This window comes from Streptomyces sp. NBC_00659, assembly GCF_036226925.1.
Classification (GTDB): Bacteria; Actinomycetota; Actinomycetes; order Streptomycetales; family Streptomycetaceae; genus Streptomyces.
This window is the reverse complement of the sequence record NZ_CP109031.1, coordinates 5619471-5643968: the sequence shown is the minus strand read 5'-3', so window position 1 is coordinate 5643968 and position 24498 is coordinate 5619471. Positions and strand designations below refer to the sequence as shown.

The window sequence follows — 24498 nt, the reverse complement described above, 5'->3', positions numbered from 1 at the left end:
GACCGGCGGGACGCCTGCCGACACCCCGCGCGATGGCGTGCCGACGGTACGAGGAAGGCTGGACACCCCCGGTGTCCAGCCTCGGCGTCCACCCTTCCTCGTACCGCGGCCGCGATCCCGGCGACGCCGGGTCAGCGGCGCGAGTCGCCGAACAGGACGCGGTACAGGATCAGCAGCACGAGCGAGCCGCCGATGGCGGCGGCCCAAGTGGCACCGTCGTAGAAGTGCTTGCTGATGGGGTGGTCCAGCCAGCGGGCCGATATCCAGCCGCCGACGAACGCGCCCACGACACCGATGACGGTCGTTCCGACGAAGCCTCCCGGATCGCGCCCCGGGAGCAGGAACTTGGCGATGGCGCCTGCCAGCAGCCCCAGAATGATCCAGCTGATGATGCCCATGTTCTGAACCTGCCCTTCCGTCCTGTACTCACGCTGTCCCGGCCCTGTGACTTCGGTCCGGGCCGGCCGTGTCCGCGCTGTCCGTATCCGGTACGGGTCGCGGGTGCCGATGTCGTGTCGATGCCGCGCTGATGAACAGGACGTCGCCGTGGCTCCCGCCGGTTGCGACGATCAGTAGGGTGCGGCGCATGACACCGTCCAGTCCCGAGTTGCGCCGCACGCTGGGAGTCGGCGACGCCGTGGTCATCGGGCTCGGCTCGATGATCGGTGCCGGGATCTTCGCCGCGCTCGGTCCCGCCGCACGGGCGGCCGGATCCGGGCTCCTGCTCGGGCTCGCGGTCGCCGCGGTCGTCGCCTACTGCAACGCGATGTCCTCGGCCCGGCTGGCCGCCCTGTACCCCGCTTCCGGTGGCACGTACGTCTACGGGCGCGAGCGGCTGGGGGCCTTCTGGGGATATCTGGCCGGCTGGTCGTTCATCGTCGGCAAGACGGCCTCCTGTGCGGCGATGGCACTCACCGTGGGCGCGTACGTCTGGCCCGCGCACGCGCACGCGGTGGCGGTCGCCGCGGTGGTCGCGCTGACCGCCGTGAACTACGGCGGCATGCAGAAGTCGGCCTGGCTGACGCGGGTGATCGTGGCGGTGGTCCTGGGGGTCCTCGCTTCCGTGGTGGTGGGGTGTCTCGGGTCCGACGTCTCCGATGCGGGGCGGCTGGGCATCGGGCTGTCGTCCGGCGCGGGCGGGGTACTTCAGGCAGCCGGGCTGCTCTTCTTCGCGTTCGCCGGGTATGCGCGGATCGCCACGCTCGGCGAGGAGGTACGCGATCCGGCGCGCACCATTCCGCGCGCGATCCCCTTGTCCCTGGGCATCGCGCTCGCGGTGTACGCGGCGGTCGCCGTCTCTGTCCTTTCGGTGCTCGGAACGGACGGGCTGGGGCTTGCCCCGGCGCCGCTGGCGGACGCTGTACGAGCTGCCGGACTGCCGGCACTCGTGCCGGTCGTGCGGGCGGGCGCCGCCGTGGCCGCGCTCGGCTCGCTTCTCGCCCTGATCCTGGGTGTCTCACGGACCACGCTGGCCATGGCCCGCGACCGCCGTCTGCCGGGCGCCCTCGCCGCCGTGCATGCGCGCTTCCAGGTCCCGCACCGGGCGGAACTGGCCGTGGGCACGGTGGTCGCCGTGCTGGCCGCGACCGTGGACGTGCGCGGCGCGATCGGTTTCTCCTCCTTCGGTGTGCTGGCGTACTACGCGATCGCCAACGCCTCCGCGTGGACACTGAGTCCGGCCCCGGCGTCGCGGGTCGTGCCGGTGCTGGGCCTCCTCGGCTGCGTGACGCTGGCCTGCGCGCTGCCGGGGGTTTCGGTGGTCGTCGGCGCGGCCGTGCTTGCGGTGGGGGCGGCTGCGTACGGCGTACGGCTGTGGGCGGCTTCGCGCTGAGCGCTGTCCCGTTTTCCCCCGTGGATCAGCGCGCGGCGTGAACTGTCGTGCATCGCCGGGCGGACAGTGGTCGCCCTGCTCGGCGCGTTCGGGGCGGGGAGGGGTCAGGAAGCCCGGGTCGCCGTCGCGCGTATGGGGAAGTCGGGCCAGAGGGGGAGGTCCGTGTCGTCGTTGGACTCCTCGTACCAGCCCGTTCCCTCCAGCCACGCGAGCAGCCAGGTCGCGAGGTCGGGTGCGTCCACATACCAGGCGTGGTCGGCCCGGTCGGCGTTCGGCTCGAAGAGCAGGACCGTGCCGTCGGGGCTCTGGCAGTCCACGCACGCGTACATTCCGCAGCCCCAGTGGGATATGGGCAGGACACCCTCGGGCCAGGGCCAGTCGGGGTCCTTGCGGCCGCTCTCGCGGCTGGCGAGATACTGCGGAACGGCTGCCGGTTCGCCCGACGGCTGGCCGTCGAGCAGGGGCAACAGGCCGTATTCCGGGCCGAATCCGCCGTCCCCTATCCGAAGGTAGAGCGAGGCGAGCAGTGCGGGCAGGGGAAAGCCGAGGACGGCCTCGGCGCGGGCGACCTCAGCCGGGCCCACGGGCGCTGGGAGCGAAGGCCAGCCCCACGGGCGGGTGTTGCGGGCCTCCGTAGCGACCCGTGCCAGCAACTGCTCGATTTCGGTCATGGCTTCATGATGCAGCGCGCCACCGACAATCGGGCAGCCTGTGGAAAACCCTCACGCGAGACGGACGTCGGCCCCGTTTCCGGCGAGGAGTACGGCGCGTGGTCCCGTACCGCTAACGCCCCGCGAACGGCTCGTCGGTGCGCACGATGTCGCGTCCCAGCGGGAACAGCGAGATCGGGATGAGCTTGAAGTTGGCGATGCCGAACGGAATGCCGATGATCGTCAGGCACATGGCGATGCCCGTGACGACGTGGGCCAGGGCCAGCCACCAGCCCGCGAGGACGAGCCACAGGACGTTGCCGATGCAGGACGGAGCGCCGGCGTCGTGGCGCTCCACCGTCGTATAGCCGAACGGCCACAGCGCGTAGATGCCGATACGGAACGCGGCGATGCCGAACGGAATTCCGATAATCGTGATGCACAGGATGATGCCTGCGGTGAGGTACCCGAGAAACAGCCAGAAGCCGCTCAGGATGAGCCAAATGACGTTCAGAATTGTCTTCACTGCTGACGACCTGCCATCTGCTCGAGCCGGGCGATGCGTTCCGCCATCGGCGGATGCGTAGAGAACATCTTCGACATTCCCTGTCCCGGGCGGAAGGGGTTCGCGATCATCATGTGGCTCGCCGTCTCGATGCGCGGCTCGGGAGGCAGCGGAAGCTGCTTCGTGCCCGCGTCGAGCTTGCGCAGCGCGCTCGCGAGGGCGAGGGGATCGCCGGTGAGCTGGGCACCGGACGCGTCCGCCTCGTACTCCCTGGAGCGGCTGATGGCGAGCTGGATGAGGGAAGCGGCGATCGGGCCCAGGATCATGACCAGGAGCAGTCCGAGAATGCCGGGACCGTCGTCGTCGTTGGACCGGCCGACGGGGATCAGCCAGGCGAAATTGACCAGGAACATGATCACGGAAGCGAGGGCGCCGGCCACGGAGGAGATCAGGATGTCGCGGTTGTAGACGTGACTGAGCTCGTGACCGATGACGCCGCGCAGCTCGCGCTCGTCCAGGATGCGCAGGATCCCCTCGGTGCAGCACACGGCGGCATTGCGCGGGTTGCGGCCCGTCGCGAAGGCGTTCGGAGCCTCCGTCGGCGAGATGTACAGGCGCGGCATGGGCTGGCGGGCCTGCGTCGAGAGATCGCGGACCATGCGGTACAGGGCCGGGGCCTCGAACTCGCTCACCGGGCGTGCGCGCATCGCGCGTAGAGCCAGCTTGTCGCTGTTCCAGTACGCGTACGCGTTCGTCCCGATCGCGATGAACAGCGCGACGATCAGGCCCGTGCGTCCGAAGAAGCTGCCGATGGCGATGATGAGTGCGGACAGTCCCCCGAGGAGTACGGCTGTCCTGAGCCCGTTGTGCCGGCGGTGCACGGTAGCCCTCCAAGTCGTGCGGCGGGGGAACCCTTTGCTTGCTGATGCTCTGCTTCCACTCTTCAGTGGACCCTCCCGTACTGGTCAACGCCAGACGGGAAGCACTAGTTCCCTTGTGCGCACTGCCCGGCGCGTGGGCCGTCCGGGTGATTCGGATGGCCGCCCACGCGCGCGTTCCTCTCTGAAGAGCCGCTCCAGGGATGGCGCTTCAGAAGAGAACGGTCTCCGAGAAGCGGAGGATCAGCTGGGGCGCCCCGGACAGGACGACGCCCAGGACGGCCGTCAGGGCGATGGCCGCGGTGAGCGGAACCGGTGTGCGGTGCGTGCCCGGCTCGCCTTCGGGAGCGCGGAAGAGCAGCGCCGTCCACTGGAGGTAGTAGAAGAGCGCGATCACCACGTTGACGGCCATGACGACGGCCAGCCAGCCGAGCCCCGCGTCGACGGCCGCCGAGAAGACGGTCACCTTGGCGAAGAGGCCGATGATGCCCGGCGGCAGGCCCGCGAGGCAGAGCAGGAAGAAGCCCAGGACCAGCGCGGACAGGGGGCTCTCGGCGTACAGGCCGCGGTAGTCGCTGATGCGGTTCAGGGGGCTTCGGCGGGCCACCAGAGCGGTCACGGCGAAGGCGCCGAGGTTCACGGCGGCGTACATGAGGGCGTACGCGAGCGTGGAGCCGATGGCCTGCTGGACGTCCTTGGAGTAGGCGGCGGCCGCGATCGGGACCAGGAGGTAACCGGCCTGTCCGACGGAGGACCAGGCGAGCAGCCGTACCGCGCTGTACGCGCGCGTGGACTGCTGTCGCAGGGCGCCGACGTTCCCGACCGTCATGGTGAGGGCCGCCAGCGCCGCCATCGCCGGGCCCCAGACGTCCGCGTACGAGGGGAAGGCGACGACGGTGACGAGGATGAGCCCGGAGAAGCCGACGGCCTTGCCGACGACCGACAGGTAGGCGGCGATCGGCAGGGGTGCCCCTACGTAGGTGTCGGGCACCCAGAAGTGGAAGGGCACGGCGGCCGTCTTGAAGGCGAAGCCGACGAGGGTGAGGACGACGCCTGTCTGGGCCAGGGTGTGGAACTGTCCGTCGACGTGCTGGATCCGGTCCGCGATCCGGGTGAGATACAGGGTTCCGGTCGTCGCGTACACGAAGCTGACGCCCATCAGGCTGACCGCGGTCGCCGTGACGGAGGACAGGAAGAACTTCAGGGCCGCTTCCGAGGACTTCTTGTCGCCGCGTCTGATGCCGACGAGCGCGAAGGCGGGCAGCGAGGCGACTTCCAGGGCGACGATGAGGGTCGCGAGGTCGCGGGAGGCGGGCAGGAGAGCGGCGCCGGCCGCCGAGGAGAGAAGCAGGAACCAGTACTCCCCCTCGGGGAGTTCCCTGTCGGCGTCCTTCAGGGCGGTGACCGACAGCAGGGCGACGAGGAGCGCGCCGCCGAGAACCAGGAGCTGGATGACCAGGGTGAAGCGGTCCGCCACGTAACTGCAGGTGTCGGTGGCGCCCGTCAGGCAGAACGTGGCCCGGTCGCCGTCCCGGAGGGGCAGCAGCAACAGCGCGGACGCGGCGAGGCCCGCGACGGACATCCAGCCGAGTACGGCCTTCCTCGCGTCCCCGATGAACAGATCGGTGACGAGCACGACGAGTCCGACGACCGCCGCGAGGGTGGGCGGCGCGATGGCGAGCCAGTCGACGGACTGGACCAGGGAACTCATCGGTTGCCTCCTGCGAGGAGCTGCTGTACGGCCGGGTCGGTCAGGCCGAGCAGGGCCCGGGGCCACAGACCGGCGACGACGGTGAGGGCGACGAGCGGGGTCCAGGCGGCGAACTCGTAGGTCTGGACGTCGGCGAGTTGCGGCGACTCCCGGGGCGTCGCGCCCATGCAGACGCGGCGTACGACGACGAGCATGTACGCGGCGGTGAGCAGCGTGCCGAACGCGGCGATCGTCATGAACGTCAGATAGGCGGGACGGCTGAGGCCGGAGGCGGGCTCGAACGCGCCGAACAGCGCCAGCATCTCGCCCCAGAAACCGGCGAGGCCCGGCAGCCCGAGCGAGGCGACGGCGGCGAAGGCCAGCAGGCCGCCGAGGCGCGGTGCCTTGCCGTACAGCGCGGCGCCGGACTCCTCGGCGAGGGTGTCGAGGTCGGTGGTTCCCGTGCGGTCCTTCAGCGCTCCGACGAGGAAGAAGAGGAGGCCGGTGATGAGGCCGTGGGCGATGTTGGCGAACAGGGCGCCGTTCACGCCGGTCGCGGTCATCGTCGAGATGCCGAGCAGGACGAAGCCCATGTGGCCGACGGAGGAGTAGGCGATGAGCCGTTTGAGGTCGCCCTTCGCGCCCTGCTTGGCGAGAGCCAGACAGGCCAGGGATCCGTAGATGATCCCGACCACGGCGAAGGCGGCGAGGTAGGGGGCGAAGGTCCGGAATCCGTCCGGTGTGATGGGCAGCAGGATCCTGACGAACCCGTACGTGCCCATCTTCAGCATCACGCCGGCCAGCAGGACCGAGCCGACGGTCGGGGCGGCGGTGTGGGCGTCGGGCAGCCAGCTGTGCAGCGGCCACATCGGCGTCTTGACCGCGAGTCCGATCCCGATCGCCAGAACGGCGGTGACCTGCACGGATGTGCTCAGCGACCGGCCGTTGTCAGTGGCGAGTGCCACCATGTCGAATGTGCCCGCCTTGATTCCGATCAGGAGCAGGCCCAGCAGCATGACGACCGAACCGAGCAGGGTGAAGAGGATGAACTTCCAGGCCGCGGCCTGGCGCTGGGCGCCTCCCCACCGTGCGATGAGGAAGTACATCGGGATGAGCACCGTCTCGAACGCGAGGAAGAACAGCAGCAGATCGAGGACGGCGAAGGTCGCGAGTGTGCCGGACTCGAGGACGAGCAGCAGTGCGACGAACGCCTTCGGGGTCGGGCCCGCGGGCATCTTGAAGTAGGAGTACAGCGCGCAGAGGAAGGTCAGCAGCGCGGTCAGGACCAGAAGGGGGAGGGAAATGCCGTCGATGCCGAGGTGGATCCGCACGTCGAGTGCGGGGATCCAGCTGATGTCCGTCGTGGCCTGCATCTTCGACGGGTGGTCGTGGTCGAAGCCGAGCGCGAGGACGATCGCGGCGATGAGGACCACGCCCGTGACCGTCACGCCGTGCCGCAGCGCCGCCTGTTCGGGCGACTTCCCCTTCAGTCCCGGCGGGGCCGGAAGAAGGGCGGCGGCGGCCCCGATGAGCGGGCCGACGACGATCAACGCGAGAAGAATCTGCATCACGGATTCACTGATATCGATCACGCCTGCTCACGCTCCCGTGGCGACGAGGAGGGCGGCGACCACCAGGACGACGGTGCCGGCGAGCAGCGCGCTCACATAGGTCTGCACGTTGCCGGTCTGCGCACGCCTTACGGCGGTGCCGAGCCAGCGGGGTAGGGCACCCGCGCCGCGTACGTAGGTGTCGACGACCTCTCGGTCGAGGAACCGGACGAGCGAGGCTCCGGCCTGGACCGGGCGGACGAACAGCACGGAGTACACGGTGTCGAGGTGGAAGCCGACGGCCGCGTGGCGGTGCAGCGGGCCGAGCAGCAGCCGGCCCGGGTCCGCGGGGTCGGAGGCGTGGGCGACGTCGCCGAAGACGGGTTCGTGGGCGGCGATGGCTTCGGCCTCGACGTGTCCGGCGTCGGCGTCAGGGTGTGCCGCGACCGCGCCCAGGGGGACGCGGGCCGCCAGGGCCGTGGTGTGCCTCCAGGCTCCGTAGGTGACGATCCCGCCGACCAGGGCGAGTCCTGTGCCGAGCACGGAGGTGGTGAGGACCGGCGTCAGGTCACGGCCGTCGAACCAGTCGGGCAGCGGGCCGATCGCCAGGCCGAACGCGAGCGAGGGGATGGCGAGCACCCACAGCACGGCCGTCATGGTGACCGGCTGCCTGCCGTGGTCGGGGGCCTCGGCTCCGTGACCGCGGAAGGCCAGCAGCCACAGCCGGGTCGCGTACGCGGCGGTGAGGACGGCGGTGACCAGCCCGGTGACCAGGACGATCCAGCCCGCGGCACCGGGGGCCTGCTCGGTGTGACCGGTGGCGACGTGCTCGGCGGCGCCGAGGACGGCCTCCTTGGAGAAGAAGCCGCTGAAGGGAGGGATCGCGGCGAGTGCGAGCAGCGCCACGGTCATCGTCCAGAAGGCGTCGGGGACTCGGATACGCAGGTCCTTCATCCGGGACATGGCGGCCAGCGAGTTGGTGCCGGAGGCGTGGATGATCACGCCGGCGGCGAGGAACAGCAGCGCCTTGAAGGCGCCGTGAGCGAGGAGGTGGAACACGGCGGCACCGCGGTCGCCGACGGCGAGGGCACCGGCCATGTAGCCGAGCTGACCGATCGTCGAGTAGGCGAGGACCCGCTTGATGTCGTCCTGGGCGAGTGCCGCGAGTCCCGAACCGACCATCGTGACACCGGCCATGACGGCGAGGACGACCATCGCGGCCGCGGATGCCTGGAAGACGGGGAGGAGCCGGGCGACGAAGTAGATGCCGGCGGCGACCATCGTCGCGGCGTGGATCAGCGCGGAGACGGGTGTGGGGCCCGCCATCGCGTCGGGCAGCCAGGTGTGCAGCGGGAACAGTGCCGACTTGCCCGCCACGCCCGCGAGAAGCAGCAGGGCGACGAGGGTCGGGTGGTGCAGTCCGCCGCTCGCCACGGTGCCGAGGACCGTGGTGATCCGGAAGGAGCCGGCGTCGGTGGCCAGCGCGAACAGACCGATGAGGAAGGGGACGTCGCCGAGTTTGGTGACCAGGAATGCCTTGATGGAGGCGGCACGGGCCTCGGGTGTCTCCCAGTAGTGGCCGACCAGGAAGTACGAGCAGATGCCCATGATCTCCCAGCCGACCAGGAGCACCATCAGGTCGCTGGAGTAGACGACGAGCAGCATCGCGGAGGTGAAGAGGGAGACGAGAGCGGCGTACGAGGGGTAGCGCGGGTCGTCGTGCAGGTAGCCCGTCGAGTAGATCTGCACGCAGGTGGCGACGACGCCGACGAGTACGGCGACGAGGGCGGCGAAGCCGTCGATGTGCAGGCCCAGTTCGATGGGTACCGAGCCGGTCGGGGTGAGTTCGGTGCGCGAGTTGATGGCCTGGCCGCCGCCCTGGTCGACCGCGACCGTCACGGCGAGGACGAGCGAGGCGAGGACGGGCAGGACCGCGAGCGGGCGGACGAAGCCCGGGGCCGTGCGGCCGAGGAGGAGCCCGGCGGCCGCGCCGAGGAAGGGAAGGAGGGGGACGAGGACGGCGAGGGTGGTCGTGGTCACGCGGTGGCCTCAGCCTTCTCGGCCGCGGGGGCGTCGCTGTCGGGGTCGTCGGGGCCGTGGCCCTCGGCGGTGTCGCGGAGCTTGTCGATGTCCGAGGTGCCGCGGTTGCGGTACACGGCGAGGACGATCGCCAGGCCGATGCCGATCTCGGCGGCGGCGATGGCGATGGTGAACAGGGTCAGGGCCTGGCCGGAGTGCAGCGTGTCGCGGGCGGCCCTGGAGAGCCAGACGTCGAAGGCGACGAGGTTGAGGTTGACGGCGTTGAGCATCAGCTCGACGGACATCAGGACCAGGATCGCGTTGCGGCGGGCCAGGACTCCGTACAGGCCCGTGCAGAACAGGAGGGCGGCGAGCACGGCGGGATAGGCGAGGTGCATCAGCGGACACCTTCCTTGTCCTGCTCGCCGTCGCGGCTTCCGGGGACACGCGGGGTGGTGGCGGTCTTGGTCGCCGCGGCGGTGTCCGCGTTCGCCTTGCGGGAGAGGACGATCGCGCCGACCAGGGCGGCGAGGAGGAGGACGGAGAGCGCTTCGAAGGGAAGGACCCAGCTCTGGAAGAGGCTGGCTCCGGTCACCTCGGTGGAACCGGCGGCGGCACCGTTCAGATCGACCCAGGTCGTACGGAACGCGTCGACGACGACCCAGACCAGGGTGCCGGCCGAGGCGAGGGCCACGGTCAGGGCTGCCCAGCGGTTGCCGGAGTCGGCGTCCGGGGAGCGGCCGATCGGGGCTCTGGTGAGCATCAGACCGAACAGAAGGAGGACGACGACGGAACCGACGTAGATGAGGACCTGCACCCAGGCGATGAACTCGGCCGTCAGCAGCAGGTACTCGACGGCGAGGCCGCCGAGGGCGACCACCAGCCACAGTGCGGCGTGCACCAGTTGCTTGGTGGTGACGGTGACGATCGCGGCGCCGAAGGTGAGCAGGCCGACGAGGAGGAAGGCGATCTCGACACCGGTCGGGGACAGGAAGCCGTGATGATCGGCGGCGACGGTGGTGGCCGTGCGGGCCGCCGTGGCCGTGGCTGCTGCGAAGGTCACGACTGTCCCTCCTGCGGGCCGGAGGAAGGTGTGACCGGAGGCTCCGGCCGCCCGGCGTCTTCGGCCTGCGCCGCCTCGGTTGTCTTGGCTGTCTCGGCTGTCTCGGCTGTCTCGGCTGTCTCGGTTGCTTCGTCCGCGTTGGCTGCCTGCGATGGCTGTGGTGGCTGGGCCGCTCGCTCGGCCTCGGCTGCCTGTTCGGCCGCGAGTTTGTCGGCGGTCTTGCGGGCGGCCGCGATCTCCTTGGGCTCCTCGGCGCCGGGGTCGAGGGCGGGCGGGGCCGGGACGGTCCACATCCACTCGCGGAGTTTGTCGCGTTCGTGGGTGAGTTCGTGGATGTCGGTCTCCGCGTACTCGAACTCCGGGGTCCAGAACAGCGCGTCGAAAGGACAGACCTCGATGCAGATACCGCAGTACATGCACAGGGAGAAGTCGATGGCGAAGCGGTCGAGGACGTTGCGACTGCGGTCGCGGCTGCCCGGGACGGCGGCCGGGACCGTCTCCTTGTGGGAGTCGATGTAGATGCACCAGTCCGGGCACTCGCGGGCGCACAGCATGCAGACCGTGCAGTTCTCCTCGAAGAGGGCGATGACTCCACGGGTGCGGGGCGGGAGTTCGGGCTGGACGTCCGGGTACTGCGCGGTGACGGTCTTTTTCGTCATCGTGCGGAGGGTGACGGCCAGGCCCTTGGCGAGGCCGGAGCCAGGAATGGGGGCCATGGTTACGTGATCACCACCTTGACGATGCCGGTGAGGGCGATCTGGGCGAGGGACAGGGGGACGAGGAAGGTCCAGGAGAGTCGTTGGAGCTGGTCCTCGCGCAGGCGCGGGTAGGTGACGCGGAGCCAGATGACGACGAAGGCCAGGATCGCGGCCTTCAGGAGGGTCCAGACCCAGCCGAGGCCGTCGGCGCCCCAGGGGCCGTGCCAGCCGCCCAGGAAGAGGACGGTGGTCAGGCCGCACAGGACGACGATTCCGGCGTACTCGGCGAGCAGGAACAGGGCGAAACGCAGGCCCGTGTACTCGGTGTACGCGCCGAAGATGATCTCGGAGTCGGCGACGGGCATGTCGAAGGGAGGCCGTTGGAGTTCGGCGAGACCGGCGACGAAGAACACGATCGCGCCGACGATCTGCCAGGGCAGCCACCACCACTGGAAGGCATCCACGATGCCCGGGAGCGAGACCGTGCCGGCCGCCATCGCGACCGAGGCCGCGGTCAGAAGCATCGGGAGTTCGTACGCGAGGAGCTGGGCGGCGGTGCGCAGGCCTCCGAGAAGGGAGAACTTGTTGGCCGACGCCCAGCCCGCCATGAGCGAGCCGAGGACGCCCACGCCCATGACGGCGAGGACGAAGAAGATGCCCGCGTCGACGACCTCGCCGACCGCGCCCTCACCCGGGCCGATCGGGATGACGAGGAGGACCAGGAGGTACGGGAGGAGGGCCACCGCGGGGGCGAGCTGGAAGATACGCCGGTCCGCGCCCGCGGGGACGATGTCCTCCTTCTGCGCGAACTTCACGCCGTCCGCGACGAGCTGGGCCCAGCCGTGGAAGCCGCCCGCGTACATCGGGCCGAGCCGGCCCTGCATGTGAGCCATCACCTTGTGCTCGGTCTGACCGACGATCAGGGGGAACGTCAGGAACACGACGAAGACGACGAGGAGGCGTAGGGCGACGTCGAGAGCGTCGTTCACTGCGTACCTCCGGAGGGTTCGTCGGGGCTGAGCGGCTTCGGCTCGGGGGCCGGGGCTGAGGCCGGAGTGGCCTCGGGCTTCGACTCATGGGCCGGGGCCGGAGTGGCCTCGGGCTCCGGCGTCGGCTCTGCCTTCGCGGCCCGTTCCGGCGTCGGCTCTGCCTTCGACTCGGGCTTCACGGCTTGGTCCGGATTCGACTCCGCGTCGTCGAACGCGGGCTTCGGCTGGTGCCACGGCGCATCGGAGCTGCGCGGTGCGGCAGGTCTTCTGACCGGCTTCGTCGCCGAGTCGGGCTCGGCTGCCCGCGAGGCGCTCGCCGGAGCGGCCGGTTCGGAGAAAACGGCCGCTTCCGTGGGAGCCGCTGCCTCGTTCGCAGCCGCCGGTTCCGTCGCGGCCGTCGGCTCGTTCGCCGGCGTCGGCTCGTTCGCAGGCCCCGGTTCCGTCGCGATCGTCGGCTCGTTCGTGGGCGTCGGGGGTGGAGGGGGCGTCTCCTGGGCACGTTGGCTGGCGGAGCCCTGGCTCACGCTGCGCGATCGGCGTGCGGGGCGCGCAACTTCGGCACCGGAGGTGGCGGACGCCGCGTCCGCTCCCGCAGCACCTGCGGACCCCGTCGCGGACGCCGCGGTGCCCGCGGCGGCAGAGGCAGCAGGTCCGGCAGGGGCCGTGGGCGTCTGGCCGGCCGAGCCCTCCCCCGCCGTACGGGCCCTGCGGACCGGGCGGTCGCCGGCGGGGCGGGCCGCGCCGCGGGCCGGGCGGGACGGAGCCGGGGGGAGCTGTCCCTTGAGGGGGCCCCACTCGTTGGGGTCGGGAACGCCGGGCGGCAGCATCTGGCGGCGCTTGGGGCCACCGTGCTCGGACTCGCCGGGCTCCTTCGCGCCCGGCCAGGCTTTGGCGACGCGGGCGGCCAGGACGAAGTCCTTGCGGAGGGGGTGGCCTTCGAAGCCCTCCGGGAGCAGCAGGGGGTCGAGGCCGGGGTGGCCCTCGAACGTCACGCCGAACATTTCGTGCGTCTCGCGCTCGTGCCAGGCGGCACCCGCGTAGACGGAGACCGCCGACGGGAGCGCCGGGGCGGTGTGCGGGACCGTCGTACGGACGAGGAGGCGGCGTACCGGGGACAGGGCCACGACGTGGGCCGAGACGCGAAAGCCCGTGCCGGGTTCGTCGACGGCGCTCAGCCAGTCGAAGTAGGTGCAGCCCAGGGTGTCGCGGGCCGTCTCCAGTGCCTCGATCCAGGACGTCGGCGGTACGTCGACCGTCAGGACCTCGTACGACTCCTCGGCCGTGGCGTCGGGGCCGAAGAGTTCCCCGGCGGGACCGGGAAGCCAGCCGACGGTCATCGGTCCTCCTCACCGGGGGCGGCCGGATCCGTCCCCGGAAGGCTCGTCGTCGCAGGGGCCGGTGGCTTCACCAGGCCGCTCTGGAGCGCGGCGGTCGACGGGCGCGGCGCGTCGGACCCGTAGCGCTCCCCCAGCGACTCCCGGGCGATCTTCTCCTGGAGCTTGAGGATGCCCTGGAGCAGCGCCTCGGGGCGCGGCGGGCACCCGGGGACGTAGACGTCGACGGGGATGATCTGGTCGACGCCCTTGGTGACGGAGTAGGAGTCCCAGTACGGGCCGCCGCAGTTGGAGCAGGCGCCGAAGGAGATGACGTACTTCGGCTCGGGCATCTGCTCGTACAGGCGCTTGACGGCGGGCGCCATCTTGTCCGTGACCGTGCCCGACACCACCATCAGGTCGGCCTGGCGGGGGCCCGGGGCGAACGGGATCACGCCGAGGCGGATGAAGTCGTGGCGGGCCATCGACGCGGCGATGAACTCGATCGCGCAGCAGGCGAGGCCGAAGTTGAAGACCCAGAGCGAGTAGCGGCGGCCCCAGTTCAGGACCACCTTCATGGGCTCGGGGGCGAGGCGGGCGAGCGCGCCGAGCCGCTTCGGCTCGGGCAACAGCACCGGCTGGTCCGGGGTGGAGGGGGTCACGTCCATGTCAGGACGCCCTTCTTGTATGCGTACAGCAGGCCCACGGCCAGGAAGCCGAGGAAGATGAACATCTCGACGAGCGTCGCGGCGCCGTAGCCGGGAGCGGCGAAGACCGTGGCCCAGGGGAAGAGGAAGATCGAGTCGACGGCGAAGATGACGTAGAGGAAGGCGTACACGTAATAGCGGACCTGGGTGTGGGCCCAGCCCTCGCCGACGGGGTCGACGCCGCACTCGTACGTCAGGAGTTTCTCGGGGGTGGGGACCACGGGCCGCAGCAGGCGGCCCGCTCCGAAGGCGACGGCGACGAACAGCACGCCCACGACGGCGAGCAGCCCGACGACCGAGTAGGACTGGAAGTAGTCCGCCGCGACGACGGTTCCGGTCGCCGTGACAACGGTCGGTTCCGGCACGTCAGCCCCTCACTCCCTGACCTCGTTGCGCCCCGTCGTGCACCGTCGCGCACTCTGTGATGCGCCATGTTCGACGATCTGTACGGACGGGAGTCTAGGGCCTGCTAAAGAAAGCGTAAGCAGCCCGTCACACCTCGACCATCCCTCGACCACCGGGGACGCGTTCACGTCTCACGGTGTGAACGTGTCCCGGGAGCACCTCGGCGTCACGTCCGGCCATCACCCTCCGGGGGTGGGGTCATCGCCATCACCCCGGGGGTGGGGTTATCCCCAGTGCATCGCGGCGGCCCACCTCATGGCGCGGCGGCGCGCCGCCGGGCAGGCTAGCGGATATGACCGAACGCATCTCGCCCGCCGATCCGTCGGACGCCCCGTCCGACGGTGACAGGCCGCCCGCCGTACGTATCGCCCTCGACCCGCGGACCTGGAAGGAGATCTCCCACCTTCTGGCGAATCTGCCGGCCTCGATCATCGGGTTCGTGTACGTGGTGACGATGATCGCCACGGGTGCGGGGCTCGCCGTGACCGTCGTCGGACTGCCCCTGCTCGCGGCCGGGCTGCGCGGTTCGCGGCAGCTGGGCAAGCTGGAGCGGGCGCGGGCGCGGGGGCTGCTGGGGCTGCGGATCGACGAACCGAGCCCGTTGCCGGTGCGCCGGACCGGCTTCTTCGGCTGGCTGTGGTCGAGCCTGAAGGACCCGGTGGGCTGGCGGGCGGTGCTGTACGGCCTCATACGGCTGCCCTGGGGCATCGTCACCTTCACGGTGACGCTCGTGTCGCTGTTCGTGCTGTGGCCGGTGCTGCCGTTCATCGCGCGCGGGCTGACGAACGCCGACCGGGCGATGGTGCGCGGACTGCTGTCGCCCTCCGACGAGTTGGAGCGGCGTATCGCCGAACTGGAGTCGGACCGCGGGGTGGTGGTCGACACGGCCGCCGCCGACCTGCGCCGTATCGAGCGCGATCTGCACGACGGGGCGCAGGCCCGGCTCGTCAACCTCGCGATGGGGCTCGGCCTGGCGAAGGAGAAGCTCCTGGAGGACCCCGACGCGGCGGCGTCGATGGTGGACGAGGCGCACGGCGAGGTGAAGCTCGCCCTTCAGGAACTGCGTGATCTGGCCCGTGGCATCCACCCGGCGGTTCTGACCGACCGGGGTCTGGACGCCGCCCTGTCCTCGATCGCCTCGCGGTGCACCGTGCCCGTGAAGGTGAGCACCGAGCTGGAGACGCGTCCGGCCGCCGCCATCGAGGGCATCGCGTACTTCACCGTCTCGGAACTGCTCCAGAACGTCAGCAAGCACAGCGGGGCGAGGTCCGCGTCGGTCGACCTCTGGCGGTCGGACGACCGTCTGCTCATCCAGGTCCGGGACGACGGCCGCGGCGGGGCCGGCGTCGACGGCGGTACGGGCATGGCGGGGCTCGCGGACCGGCTCGGCGCGGTGGACGGACTGTTCATCGTCGACTCACCGGTGGGCGGCCCGACGGTCATCACGGCCGAGCTGCCGTGGCGGAACCGCCAGAGCGAGCCCGCGTAGCCCACGGCCGGTCCGCCGAGGTAGGGAAAACCCCCCGTTCAAGACGCCGATCCGCCGCATGTCCCGCGGACCCGCCAGGCGGCACGCTTGAAGGAGAGGGAGCAGCCGACGCGCGGACCGAGGCGCGCGGAACGCGACGAGGCACAGGACGACACGAGAGAACGGACGGACCGATGGCCACGGAGTACGGACACGGATACGGGCACCGCGGCGGGTCCGGATTCGACGAGACGGGCGGCGCCGGGCGGCGGCACCGTCTCCCGGCCCCGCTGCGGGCGCCGTTCGAGGCCCGCAGCCTGCGCGAGTTCGGCTACGTGCTGCTGGGCCTGCCGCTCGGGATCCTCATGTTCACGTTCGCCGTCACGATGGTCTCGCTCGGCGCGGGCCTGCTGGTCACCTTCCTGGGCGTTCCGGTGCTCGCGGCCGCGCTGGCCGGCTGCCGCGGCCTCGGCTCGCTGGAGCGGGCGCGGGCGCGCGGGCTGCTCGGTGTCGAGGTGGCCGAGCCCGAACCGCTGAGGACGAAGAAGCAGGGGGCGATGGCGTGGATGGGCGCCGTGCTCAAGAGCGGCACGTCGTGGCGGCACCTGCTGTACGCGGTGGTCCAGTTCCCGTGGTCGGTGTTCTCCTTCGTCGTCGCGGTGAACTTCTGGGTGTACGGGTGGGCGCTGCTGACGTATCCGCTGTGGTTCTGGGTCTTCCCGATGTACGGCGGCCAGGACGGACTCCAGCTGTACGGCGACAACACGCACTCGGTCTATCTGGACAACCCGTTCGAGATCGCGGTGACCGCCCTGGTGGGACTGCTCTTCACGATGGCGACCCCGTGGATCGTGCGGGCGCTGACGAGCGTGGACGGGCTGATGGTGCGCGGGCTGCTCGGCCCCTCGCGGCTGGCCACGCGCGTGGTGGAGCTGGAGTCCGACCGCGGGGTCGTGGTCGACACGGCCGCCGCCGACCTGCGCCGCATCGAGCGCGATCTGCACGACGGGGCGCAGGCCCGGCTCGTCGCCCTGGCGATGGACCTGGGGCTCGCCAAGGAGAAGCTGGCCGAGGACCCCGAGGCCGCGGCGCGGATGGTGGACGAGGCGCACGGCGAGGTCAAGACGGCGTTGCAGGAGCTGCGGGATCTCGCGCGCGGTATCCATCCGGCGGTGCTGACCGACCGCGGGCTCGACGCCGCGCTGTCCTCGGTCGCCTCGCGATGCACGGTGCCGGTGCGGGTGGAAGTGGATCTGGGGACGCGGCCGGCGCCCGCGATCGAGGGGATCGCCTACTTCACCGTCTCCGAACTGCTCCAGAACATCAGCAAGCACTCCCGTGCGACGCGGGCGACCGTGGACGTGTGGCGGGTGGAGAACCGGCTGATGATCCAGGTCGGCGACAACGGGGTCGGCGGGGCCGCCGTCACCGAGGGGTCGGGCCTGGCCGGACTCACGGAACGGCTCGACGCGGTGGACGGGATCCTGGTGGTGGACTCGCCCCCGGCCGGGCCCACCCTGATCACGGCGGAGCTGCCCTGGCGGGGCTGAGGCTCCCGGCCGCACGCACGCGGGGACCCCGGTGCACACCACCGGGGTCCCCGGCTGCGTCGGGGCAGGAGCCGGGGGCGGCCGGTGTACTCACCGGGCAGCAGGCCCGCGTACCCACCGGGGGTAGGGCCGTGAGCGCCGGGCCTGCGTACCCATCGGCGCAGGGGGCGTGAAGCACCGAGCCCGCGTACCCACCGGGGGCAGGGCCGTGAACGCCGGGCCCGCGTACCCCACCAGAGGTGCGGGGCGTGAGACCGGGCCCGCATACCCCACCGGGGTAGCCGTCGTCGCCGCCCCCGGCCCCCTCTTCACGTCGCCCGGGCGCATCCGGGTCCGAATGCTGGAATGCTGGGGTCTGTCGTACGAGCGGGCACGAACCCGGTGGAGCCGGGGGCGGCCGGGTGCGGGCTCTGGGGGGCCGAGGGATCGTGGAGGACAGGGTGCGAGTCGTCATCGCCGAGGATTCAGTGCTGCTCAGGGAGGGCCTGACCCGGTTGCTGACCGACCGTGGGCATGATGTCGTGGCAGGGGTCGGGGACGGCGAAGCGCTGATCAAGACCATCACCGAGTTCGCGGAGCAGGACGCGCTGCCGGACGTCGTCGTCGCGGACGTACGGATGCCGCCGACGCACACCGACGAAGGCGTGCGGGCGGCCGTGCAGCTGCGCAAGGCACACCCGGGACTCGGTGTGCTCGTACTGTCACAGTACGTGGAGGAGCGGTACGCCACCGAACTGCTGGCCGGTTCGAGCCGGGGCGTGGGCTACCTGCTCAAGGACCGGGTGGCCGAGGTGCGCGAGTTCGTGGACGCGGTGGTGCGGGTGGCCCAGGGGGGTACCGCGCTCGACCCGGAGGTGGTGGCGCAGCTACTGGGCCGCAGCCGCAAGCAGGACGTGCTGGCCGGGCTGACGCCGAGGGAGCGCGAGGTTCTGGGACTCATGGCCGAGGGCCGGACGAACTCCGCCGTCGCCCGTCAGCTCGTGGTCAGCGACGGCGCCGTCGAGAAGCACGTCAGCAACATCTTCCAGAAACTCGGCTTGTCACAAAGTGACGGGGATCATCGGCGTGTTCTGGCCGTCCTCACGTACCTGAACTCGTGACGGACTGACAATCTGTCAGTTGTCGAGCAGAACCAAAGGATGAGCGGGGAACGTCGCACGAGGAAGGGGCCGGGGGCGGGAAAAATCGTGACACGTCATGATGTCAGGACGTCTCAAAGCAACGTCCACCATGCGAATGGCCCAAGGAAGGCGACCCTTACCGACGTAGGGTTGGAAAAGGAAGGGTCTGCGGGAAGGCCACTCCCGGACAGCCGCCTCAAAGGAGGTCCAGTTCAGTGACGAGCAAGGTCAGCAGCCCAACGGAACAGGCCGACGAAGCCGTCGTAGGAGAACAGCGCAAACCGCCGGGGGCGAAGGACGTCCGTCGGCTCGACCGGGTCATCATCCGGTTCGCGGGGGACTCCGGTGACGGTATGCAGCTCACCGGCGACCGCTTCACATCCGAGACTGCCTCCTTCGGCAACGACCTCTCGACCCTGCCGAACTTCCCTGCCGAGATCCGCGCGCCCGCAGGCACACTGCCGGGCGTTTCGTCTTTCCAACTGCATTTCGCCGACCACGACATCCTCACGCCGGGCGACGCGCCCAACGTCCTCGTGGCCATGAACCCGGCCGCCCTGAAGGCGAACATCGCCGACGTGCCGCGCGGCGCCGAGATCATCGTCAACACGGACGAGTTCACCAAACGGGCGATGCAGAAGGTCGGCTACGCGGCCAGCCCGCTGGAGGACGGCTCGCTGGACGGCTACAACGTCCATCCCGTCCCGCTCACGACGATGACCGTCGAGGCGCTGAAGGAGTTCGAGCTCACCCGCAAGGAGGCCGAGCGCTCCAAGAACATGTTCGCGCTGGGCCTGTTGTCGTGGATGTACCACCGGCCCACCGAAGGAACCGAGAAGTTCCTGCGGACCAAGTTCGCCAAGAAGCCCGCCATCGCGGCCGCCAACCTCGCCGCGTTCCGGGCCGGCTGGAACTTCGGCGAGACGACCGAGGACTTCGCCGTCTCCTACGAGGTCGCGCCTGCGTCGAAGACCTTCCCGACCGGCACCTACCGGAACATCTCCGGGAACCTCGCCCTGTCGTACGGCCTGATCGCCGCCTCCCGGCAGGCCGATCTGCCGCTCTACCTGGGCTCCTACCCCATCACCCCGGCCTCGGACATCCTGCATGAGCTGAGTAAGCACAAGAACTTCGGAGTGCGCACCTTCCAGGCCGAGGACGAGATCGCGGGCATCGGCGCGGCGCTCGGCGCGGCGTTCGGCGGTTCGCTCGCGGTGACGACGACGTCCGGTCCCGGTGTGGCGCTGAAGTCGGAGACGATCGGGCTCGCCGTCTCCCTCGAACTGCCCCTGCTCGTCATCGACATCCAGCGCGGCGGGCCCTCGACCGGTCTGCCGACCAAGACCGAGCAGGCCGACCTGCTCCAGGCCATGTACGGGCGCAACGGCGAGGCCCCGGTGCCGATCGTCGCGCCGCGGACCCCGGCCGACTGCTTCGACGCGGCGATGGAGGCGGCCCGGATCGCGCTGACGTACCGGACGCCCGTCCTGCTGCTGTCGGACGGCTATCTGGCCAACGGCTCCGAGCCGTGGCGCGTCCCGGACACCGACGAACTCCCCGATCTGCGTGTGCAGTTCGCCCAGGGGCCCAATCACACGCTGGACGACGGCACCGAGGTCTTCTGGCCGTACAAGCGCGACCCCGGGACCCTCGCCCGCCCCTGGGCCGTCCCCGGAACACCCGGCCTGGAGCACCGCATCGGCGGTATCGAGAAGCAGGACGGCAGCGGCAACATCTCGTACGACCCCGCCAACCACGACTTCATGGTCCGCACCCGGCAGGCCAAGATCGACGGCATCGACGTTCCGGACCTCGAGGTCGACGACCCCGCCTCGGGCACCGGCAAGGCGGCCAACACCCTTGTCCTGGGCTGGGGTTCGACGTACGGGCCGATCACCGCCGCGGTCCGCCGGCTGCGCACCGCCGGGGAGCACATCGCGCAGGCCCATCTGCGTCACCTCAACCCCTTCCCGCGGAATCTGGGCGCGGTGCTGAAGCGTTACGACAAGGTGGTGATCCCCGAGATGAACCTCGGTCAGCTCGCCACCCTCGTCCGGGCCAGGTATCTGGTGGACGCGCACTCGTACAACCAGGTCAACGGCATGCCCTTCAAGGCTGAGCAGCTCGCCACAGCTCTCAAGGAGGCCATCGATGGCTGACACGTCAACGGAAGGCCCGGGCACGATCGAGGCGCTTTCTCTCGTCCCCAAGGCCGAGGCCAGGCAGTCCATGAAGGACTTCAAGTCCGATCAGGAAGTGCGCTGGTGCCCCGGCTGCGGTGACTACGCGATCCTCGCCGCCGTGCAGGGCTTCATGCCCGAACTCGGCCTGGCGAAGGAGAACATCGTCTTCGTCTCGGGCATCGGCTGCTCGTCCCGCTTCCCGTACTACATGAACACCTACGGGATGCACTCCATCCACGGCCGCGCCCCGGCCATCGCGACCGGGCTCGCCTCCTCCCGCCGCGACCTGTCCGTCTGGGTCGTCACCGGCGACGGCGACGCCCTGTCCATCGGCGGCAACCACCTGATCCACGCCCTGCGCCGCAATGTGAACCTGAAGATCCTGCTCTTCAACAACCGGATCTACGGTCTCACCAAGGGCCAGTACTCCCCGACCTCCGAGGTCGGCAAGATCACCAAGTCGACGCCGATGGGTTCCCTGGACGCCCCCTTCAACCCGGTGTCCCTGGCGATCGGCGCGGAGGCGTCCTTCGTGGCCCGGACCGTGGACTCGGACCGCAAGCACCTCACCGACGTGCTGCGGCAGGCCGCTGCCCACCCCGGCACGGCCCTGGTGGAGATCTACCAGAACTGCAACATCTTCAACGACGGCGCGTTCGAGGTCCTCAAGGACAGACAGCAGGCCGAGGAAGCCGTCATCCGCCTGGAGCACGGACAGCCCATCCGCTTCGGCGCCGACGGCTCCCGCGGTGTGGTCCGCGACCCGCGTACCGGCGACCTCCAGGTCGTCACCGTGACCCCCGACAACGCCTCGCAGGTCCTCGTCCACGACGCGCACACCACGTCCCCGACCACCGCGTTCGCGCTGTCGCGTCTCGCCGACCCCGACACCCTGCACCACACGCCCATCGGGGTGTTCCGCTCGGTCGACCGGCCGGTCTACGACACGCAGATGTCCGACCAGCTCGACGCCGCCATCGAACAGAACGGCAAGGGCGACCTCGCGGCGCTCCTCGCCGGCGGCGACACCTGGACGGTCGTCGGCTGAACCCGTCCGCAGGCGGTTCTCAGGAGGCCCGGGGCCCGAGTCCCCGGGCCTCGTCGTACGCGCTGCGGGCCCGCTCGACGTCGGCCATGCGCTCATTGGTCCACAGCGCCAGCGACCGCACCTGCTCGGCGGCCTCGCGGCCCAGGTCGGTCAGGGAGTAGTCGACGCGCGGCGGAATGACCGGCTTGGCGTCGCGGTGGACGAGCCCGTCGCGCTCCAGGGTCTGCAGGGTCTGGGTGAGCATCTTCTCGCTGACCCCTTTCCCGACCCTGCCGATCGCCCGGCGCAGCTCGCTGAAGCGGTACGAACGCTCCAGGAGCTCGATCAGGACGAGGACGCCCCAGCGGCTGGTGACGTGTTCCAGGACCAGGCGGTAGGGGCACATCGCCTCGCCGGCGTCGTACCCGTCCGCTGCCTTGACGCTGCTTACGGCCATGCCAAAACCTTACTTCAAGGTGGGTACATTACGTCGAAGTATGTACCTTACTTCAAGGTGGGTACTTTCCAGCAGTTAGTGCAGCTCTTAGGGTGAGTGACATCCGCACCCCACAAGGAGATGTACGTCATGAGCATCGTCGTCACCGGAGCCACCGGACACCTCGGCCGTCACGTGGTCGAGCAGCTGCTGGAAAAGGTCCCCGCCGAGGAGATCACCGCCGTCGTGCGGGACGAGTCCAAGGCCGCCGACCTCGCGGCCCGCGGCGTACGGCTCGCGGTCGCCGACTACAACACGCCCACGACCTTCGACGGCCTGTTCGCGAGCGGCGACAAGGTGCTGCTGATCTCGGGCAACGAGTTCGACAAGGGCCGCGTCGGGCAGCATCAGGTCGTCATCGACGCGGCCGAGGCGGCGGGTGTCTCCCTCCTCGCCTACACCAGCGCCCCCGGCAGCCTGACGGCCGCGCTGGCCGACGACCACCGCGCCACCGAGGACGTCCTGCTCGCCTCCGGACTGCCCTACACACTGCTGCGCAACGGCTGGTACCACGAGAACTACACCGAGAACCTCGCCCCGGTGCTCGCGCACGACGCCGTCGTCCAGGCCGCCGGCGAGGGCCGGATCGCCTCCGCCGCGCGCGCCGACTACGCGGCCGCCGCGGTCGCGGTGCTGACCGGCGAGGGACACGAGAACAAGACGTACGAGCTGAGCGGCGACGAGGCGTGGGGCTTCGCCGAGTACGCCGCCGAGCTGAGCCGGCAGACCGGCAAGGAGATCACCTACAACCAGGTCTCCCCCGAGACCTTCGCCTCCATCCTGACCGGCGCCGGGCTGCCCGAGGTCCTCGCCGGGATCCTCGCGGGTGTCGACGTCTCCATCGAGAAGGGCGAGCTGGCCGCCACCACCGGCGACCTGTCCCGGCTCACGGGCCGCCCGACCACGCCGATCAGCGAGTCCGTCGCGGCGGCGCTGAAGGGCTGACGTCCCGGCGGCGCCGAAGGACTGACGTCGCGGTGGCACCGAAGGGCCGACCTCCCGGCGCGCGCCGGGCGCCCGTCCCGCGCACCTCGCCTGTCATGACCGTATGGCGATACGGGCATGACAGGCGGGGCGTGCGACGCTACCTTCTTTCATGCTGCACGGAAGTTCCCCGACCGCACGGGAGCTCCGGAGCGCGGGACGCCACAGGCGTCCGAGACCGTGGGAGAAGGAGACGCCGGTGGCCGGGATGTCGAGGGGCGAGCAGCGCATAGGTCTGCTGAACGGCTTCGCGGCGTACGGGATGTGGGGGCTCGTCCCCCTCTTCTGGCCGCTGCTGAAGCCCGCCGGAGCGATCGAGATCCTCGCCCACCGGATGGTGTGGTCGCTGGCGGTGGTCGGGGTCCTACTGCTGGTGACACGGCGCTGGGCCTGGGCGGGCGAACTGCTGCGGCAGCCGCGCAAGCTGGCGCTGATCACGGTCGCGGCGGCGGTCATCACCGTCAACTGGGGCGTCTACATCTGGGCGGTCAACTCCGGGCACGTGGTCGAGGCCTCGCTGGGCTACTTCATCAACCCCCTGGTCACCATCGCGATGGGTGTGCTGCTTCTCAAGGAGCGGCTGCGGCCGGTGCAATGGGCCGCCGTGGGCGTCGGCGCCGCGGCCGTCCTCGTCCTGACGATCGGCTACGGCCGCCCGCCGTGGATCTCCCTCTGTCTCGCCTTCTCCTTCGCCACGTACGGCCTGGCGAAGAAGAAGGTCAACCTCGGCGGCCTCGAATCGCTCGCCGCCGAGAGCACGATCCAGTTCCTGCCCGCGCTGGCGTATCTGCTGTGGGTGGGCTCGCGCGGCGACGCGACGTTCACCGCGCAGGGGCCGGGGCACGCCGCGCTGCTCGCGGCGACCGGCGTGGTCACCGCGATCCCCCTGATCTGCTTCGGTGCCGCCGCGATCCGCGTGCCGCTGTCCACCCTGGGCCTGCTCCAGTACATGGCGCCCGTGTTCCAGTTCCTCCTCGGCATCTTCTACTTCCACGAGGCCATGCCGGCCGAGCGGTGGGCCGGGTTCGCGCTGGTGTGGCTCGCGCTGTCGCTCCTGACGTTCGACGCGCTGCGCGCCGCGCGGCGGGGTGCGCGTGCCCTGCGGGAAGCGGCCCGCGCGGACTCGGCGGCGACGGCCGCCGCGGGTACCGCTGCGGGTACCGCCGCCGGCACCGGGGCGGTTGCCGTGGGTACCACCGCCGAGATCGCGGAGGTCGCCGCTGTCGCCGCGGGTACGGCGCCCGAGGCTGCGGGAATCGCCGCCGACATCGTCGGATCCGCCGGTCAGGCCGGTACACGCGGCACCTCGTGACGAACCGGCGGCCGTGGCCGCTGGCAGTCACGGCCGCGCCCGGGGGCGAACCGGCGGGG

23 protein-coding genes are annotated in these 24498 nt (G+C 70.5%); 8 read left to right on the top strand and 15 right to left on the bottom strand.

The window, feature by feature from the left end; genetic code table 11:
• Positions 1-131: 131 nt before the first annotated feature.
• Positions 132-398, bottom strand: a complete 267-nt coding sequence (locus OG410_RS24645) for a GlsB/YeaQ/YmgE family stress response membrane protein (protein WP_326786102.1) — start codon at positions 396-398, stop codon at positions 132-134.
• A 188-nt stretch (positions 399-586) separates the two neighbouring features.
• On the opposite strand from OG410_RS24645, the gene OG410_RS24640 reads away from it, so the two are divergent.
• On the top strand, positions 587-1831 hold the full coding sequence (locus tag OG410_RS24640) for an APC family permease (protein ID WP_329301190.1): 1245 nt from the start codon (positions 587-589) through the stop codon (positions 1829-1831).
• 104 nt (positions 1832-1935) lie between these two features.
• Here OG410_RS24640 and OG410_RS24635 read toward each other — a convergent pair whose 3' ends face one another.
• The 13 genes from OG410_RS24635 to OG410_RS24575 form a co-directional block, all read right to left on the bottom strand.
• Positions 1936-2502 (bottom strand): SMI1/KNR4 family protein, encoded by a 567-nt coding sequence (locus tag OG410_RS24635; protein ID WP_329301189.1) that lies wholly within the window; start codon positions 2500-2502, stop codon positions 1936-1938.
• Positions 2503-2614: 112 nt separating this feature from the next.
• Positions 2615-3007 carry a YccF domain-containing protein gene (locus OG410_RS24630; RefSeq protein ID WP_329301188.1) on the bottom strand — a complete coding sequence of 131 codons (393 nt, stop codon included), beginning with the start codon at positions 3005-3007 and terminating at the stop codon, positions 2615-2617.
• Entirely contained in the window at positions 3004-3867 is an 864-nt protein-coding gene (gene htpX / locus OG410_RS24625; protein WP_329301187.1) for a zinc metalloprotease HtpX, read from the bottom strand. Before htpX ends, OG410_RS24630 begins: the two co-directional genes overlap by 4 nt.
• A gap of 208 nt (positions 3868-4075) precedes the next feature.
• Positions 4076-5575 carry an NADH-quinone oxidoreductase subunit N gene (locus OG410_RS24620; RefSeq protein ID WP_329301186.1) on the bottom strand — a complete coding sequence of 500 codons (1500 nt, stop codon included), beginning with the start codon at positions 5573-5575 and terminating at the stop codon, positions 4076-4078.
• The gene (locus OG410_RS24615; protein WP_329301185.1) at positions 5572-7146 is read right to left on the bottom strand and encodes a complex I subunit 4 family protein; all 1575 of its coding nucleotides are present in this window, start codon (positions 7144-7146) and stop codon (positions 5572-5574) included. Before OG410_RS24615 ends, OG410_RS24620 begins: the two co-directional genes overlap by 4 nt.
• Positions 7147-7152: 6 nt before the next feature.
• Positions 7153-9144, bottom strand: coding sequence for an NADH-quinone oxidoreductase subunit 5 family protein (locus OG410_RS24610; RefSeq protein ID WP_329301184.1), 1992 nt, complete (start codon positions 9142-9144; stop codon positions 7153-7155).
• Positions 9141-9521, bottom strand: coding sequence for an NADH-quinone oxidoreductase subunit NuoK (gene nuoK / locus OG410_RS24605; RefSeq protein WP_328449337.1), 381 nt, complete (start codon positions 9519-9521; stop codon positions 9141-9143). Before nuoK ends, OG410_RS24610 begins: the two co-directional genes overlap by 4 nt.
• Positions 9521-10186: an NADH-quinone oxidoreductase subunit J family protein gene (locus tag OG410_RS24600; RefSeq protein WP_329301183.1), complete on the bottom strand. Its 666-nt coding sequence runs from the start codon at positions 10184-10186 to the stop codon at positions 9521-9523. The genes nuoK and OG410_RS24600 overlap by 1 nt, the downstream gene beginning before the upstream one ends.
• Positions 10183-10902, bottom strand: a complete 720-nt coding sequence (locus OG410_RS24595; RefSeq protein WP_329301182.1) for a NuoI/complex I 23 kDa subunit family protein — start codon at positions 10900-10902, stop codon at positions 10183-10185. Before OG410_RS24595 ends, OG410_RS24600 begins: the two co-directional genes overlap by 4 nt.
• Positions 10903-10904: 2 nt before the next feature.
• Positions 10905-11873, bottom strand: a complete 969-nt coding sequence (locus OG410_RS24590) for a complex I subunit 1/NuoH family protein (protein ID WP_329301181.1) — start codon at positions 11871-11873, stop codon at positions 10905-10907.
• The gene (locus OG410_RS24585) at positions 11870-13210 is read right to left on the bottom strand and encodes an NADH-quinone oxidoreductase subunit C (protein ID WP_329301180.1); all 1341 of its coding nucleotides are present in this window, start codon (positions 13208-13210) and stop codon (positions 11870-11872) included. The genes OG410_RS24590 and OG410_RS24585 overlap by 4 nt, the downstream gene beginning before the upstream one ends.
• A complete protein-coding gene (locus tag OG410_RS24580; RefSeq protein ID WP_329301179.1) occupies positions 13207-13854 on the bottom strand; it encodes an NADH-quinone oxidoreductase subunit B in 648 nt (215 codons plus the stop codon). The genes OG410_RS24585 and OG410_RS24580 overlap by 4 nt, the downstream gene beginning before the upstream one ends.
• A complete protein-coding gene (locus OG410_RS24575) occupies positions 13845-14258 on the bottom strand; it encodes an NADH-quinone oxidoreductase subunit A (RefSeq protein WP_326786120.1) in 414 nt (137 codons plus the stop codon). The genes OG410_RS24580 and OG410_RS24575 overlap by 10 nt, the downstream gene beginning before the upstream one ends.
• A gap of 332 nt (positions 14259-14590) precedes the next feature.
• On the opposite strand from OG410_RS24575, the gene OG410_RS24570 reads away from it, so the two are divergent.
• The 5 genes from OG410_RS24570 to OG410_RS24550 all read left to right on the top strand — a co-directional run bounded on the left by OG410_RS24570 (position 14591) and on the right by OG410_RS24550 (position 21668).
• Complete coding sequence (locus OG410_RS24570; RefSeq protein ID WP_329301178.1) at positions 14591-15787, top strand: sensor histidine kinase; 1197 nt, start codon at positions 14591-14593, stop codon at positions 15785-15787.
• 173 nt (positions 15788-15960) lie between these two features.
• Positions 15961-17316, top strand: coding sequence for a sensor histidine kinase (locus tag OG410_RS24565; protein ID WP_329301177.1), 1356 nt, complete (start codon positions 15961-15963; stop codon positions 17314-17316).
• A 440-nt stretch (positions 17317-17756) separates the two neighbouring features.
• Complete coding sequence (locus OG410_RS24560; RefSeq protein ID WP_329301176.1) at positions 17757-18416, top strand: response regulator transcription factor; 660 nt, start codon at positions 17757-17759, stop codon at positions 18414-18416.
• Between the two features lie 236 nt (positions 18417-18652).
• Complete coding sequence (locus OG410_RS24555; RefSeq protein WP_329301175.1) at positions 18653-20596, top strand: 2-oxoacid:acceptor oxidoreductase subunit alpha; 1944 nt, start codon at positions 18653-18655, stop codon at positions 20594-20596.
• Positions 20589-21668 (top strand): 2-oxoacid:ferredoxin oxidoreductase subunit beta, encoded by a 1080-nt coding sequence (locus OG410_RS24550; RefSeq protein ID WP_329301174.1) that lies wholly within the window; start codon positions 20589-20591, stop codon positions 21666-21668. The genes OG410_RS24555 and OG410_RS24550 overlap by 8 nt, the downstream gene beginning before the upstream one ends.
• A gap of 19 nt (positions 21669-21687) precedes the next feature.
• Here the strand turns inward: OG410_RS24550 and OG410_RS24545 are convergent, their stop codons facing one another.
• Positions 21688-22104 carry a winged helix-turn-helix transcriptional regulator gene (locus OG410_RS24545; RefSeq protein WP_329301173.1) on the bottom strand — a complete coding sequence of 139 codons (417 nt, stop codon included), beginning with the start codon at positions 22102-22104 and terminating at the stop codon, positions 21688-21690.
• A 129-nt stretch (positions 22105-22233) separates the two neighbouring features.
• Between OG410_RS24545 and OG410_RS24540 the strand changes: the two genes are divergently transcribed.
• Both OG410_RS24540 and rarD read left to right on the top strand, forming a co-directional pair.
• The gene (locus tag OG410_RS24540; RefSeq protein WP_329301172.1) at positions 22234-23088 is read left to right on the top strand and encodes an SDR family oxidoreductase; all 855 of its coding nucleotides are present in this window, start codon (positions 22234-22236) and stop codon (positions 23086-23088) included.
• A 238-nt stretch (positions 23089-23326) separates the two neighbouring features.
• Positions 23327-24439: an EamA family transporter RarD gene (gene rarD, locus OG410_RS24535; protein WP_329301171.1), complete on the top strand. Its 1113-nt coding sequence runs from the start codon at positions 23327-23329 to the stop codon at positions 24437-24439.
• Positions 24440-24498: the final 59 nt, after the last annotated feature.

Coding starts and splice junctions, on each gene's coding strand:
- OG410_RS24595 (WP_329301182.1), bottom strand. CDS start 10,902: ATGGCCCCCATTCCTGGCTCCGGCCTCGCCAAGGGCCTGGCCGTCACC.
- OG410_RS24565 (WP_329301177.1), top strand. CDS start 15,961: ATGGCCACGGAGTACGGACACGGATACGGGCACCGCGGCGGGTCCGGA.
- OG410_RS24640 (WP_329301190.1), top strand. CDS start 587: ATGACACCGTCCAGTCCCGAGTTGCGCCGCACGCTGGGAGTCGGCGAC.
- OG410_RS24635 (WP_329301189.1), bottom strand. CDS start 2,502: ATGACCGAAATCGAGCAGTTGCTGGCACGGGTCGCTACGGAGGCCCGC.
- OG410_RS24570 (WP_329301178.1), top strand. CDS start 14,591: ATGACCGAACGCATCTCGCCCGCCGATCCGTCGGACGCCCCGTCCGAC.
- OG410_RS24545 (WP_329301173.1), bottom strand. CDS start 22,104: ATGGCCGTAAGCAGCGTCAAGGCAGCGGACGGGTACGACGCCGGCGAG.
- OG410_RS24585 (WP_329301180.1), bottom strand. CDS start 13,210: ATGACCGTCGGCTGGCTTCCCGGTCCCGCCGGGGAACTCTTCGGCCCC.
- OG410_RS24550 (WP_329301174.1), top strand. CDS start 20,589: ATGGCTGACACGTCAACGGAAGGCCCGGGCACGATCGAGGCGCTTTCT.
- OG410_RS24540 (WP_329301172.1), top strand. CDS start 22,234: ATGAGCATCGTCGTCACCGGAGCCACCGGACACCTCGGCCGTCACGTG.
- OG410_RS24620 (WP_329301186.1), bottom strand. CDS start 5,575: ATGAGTTCCCTGGTCCAGTCCGTCGACTGGCTCGCCATCGCGCCGCCC.
- OG410_RS24580 (WP_329301179.1), bottom strand. CDS start 13,854: ATGGACGTGACCCCCTCCACCCCGGACCAGCCGGTGCTGTTGCCCGAG.
- OG410_RS24645 (WP_326786102.1), bottom strand. CDS start 398: ATGGGCATCATCAGCTGGATCATTCTGGGGCTGCTGGCAGGCGCCATC.
- nuoK (WP_328449337.1), bottom strand. CDS start 9,521: ATGCACCTCGCCTATCCCGCCGTGCTCGCCGCCCTCCTGTTCTGCACG.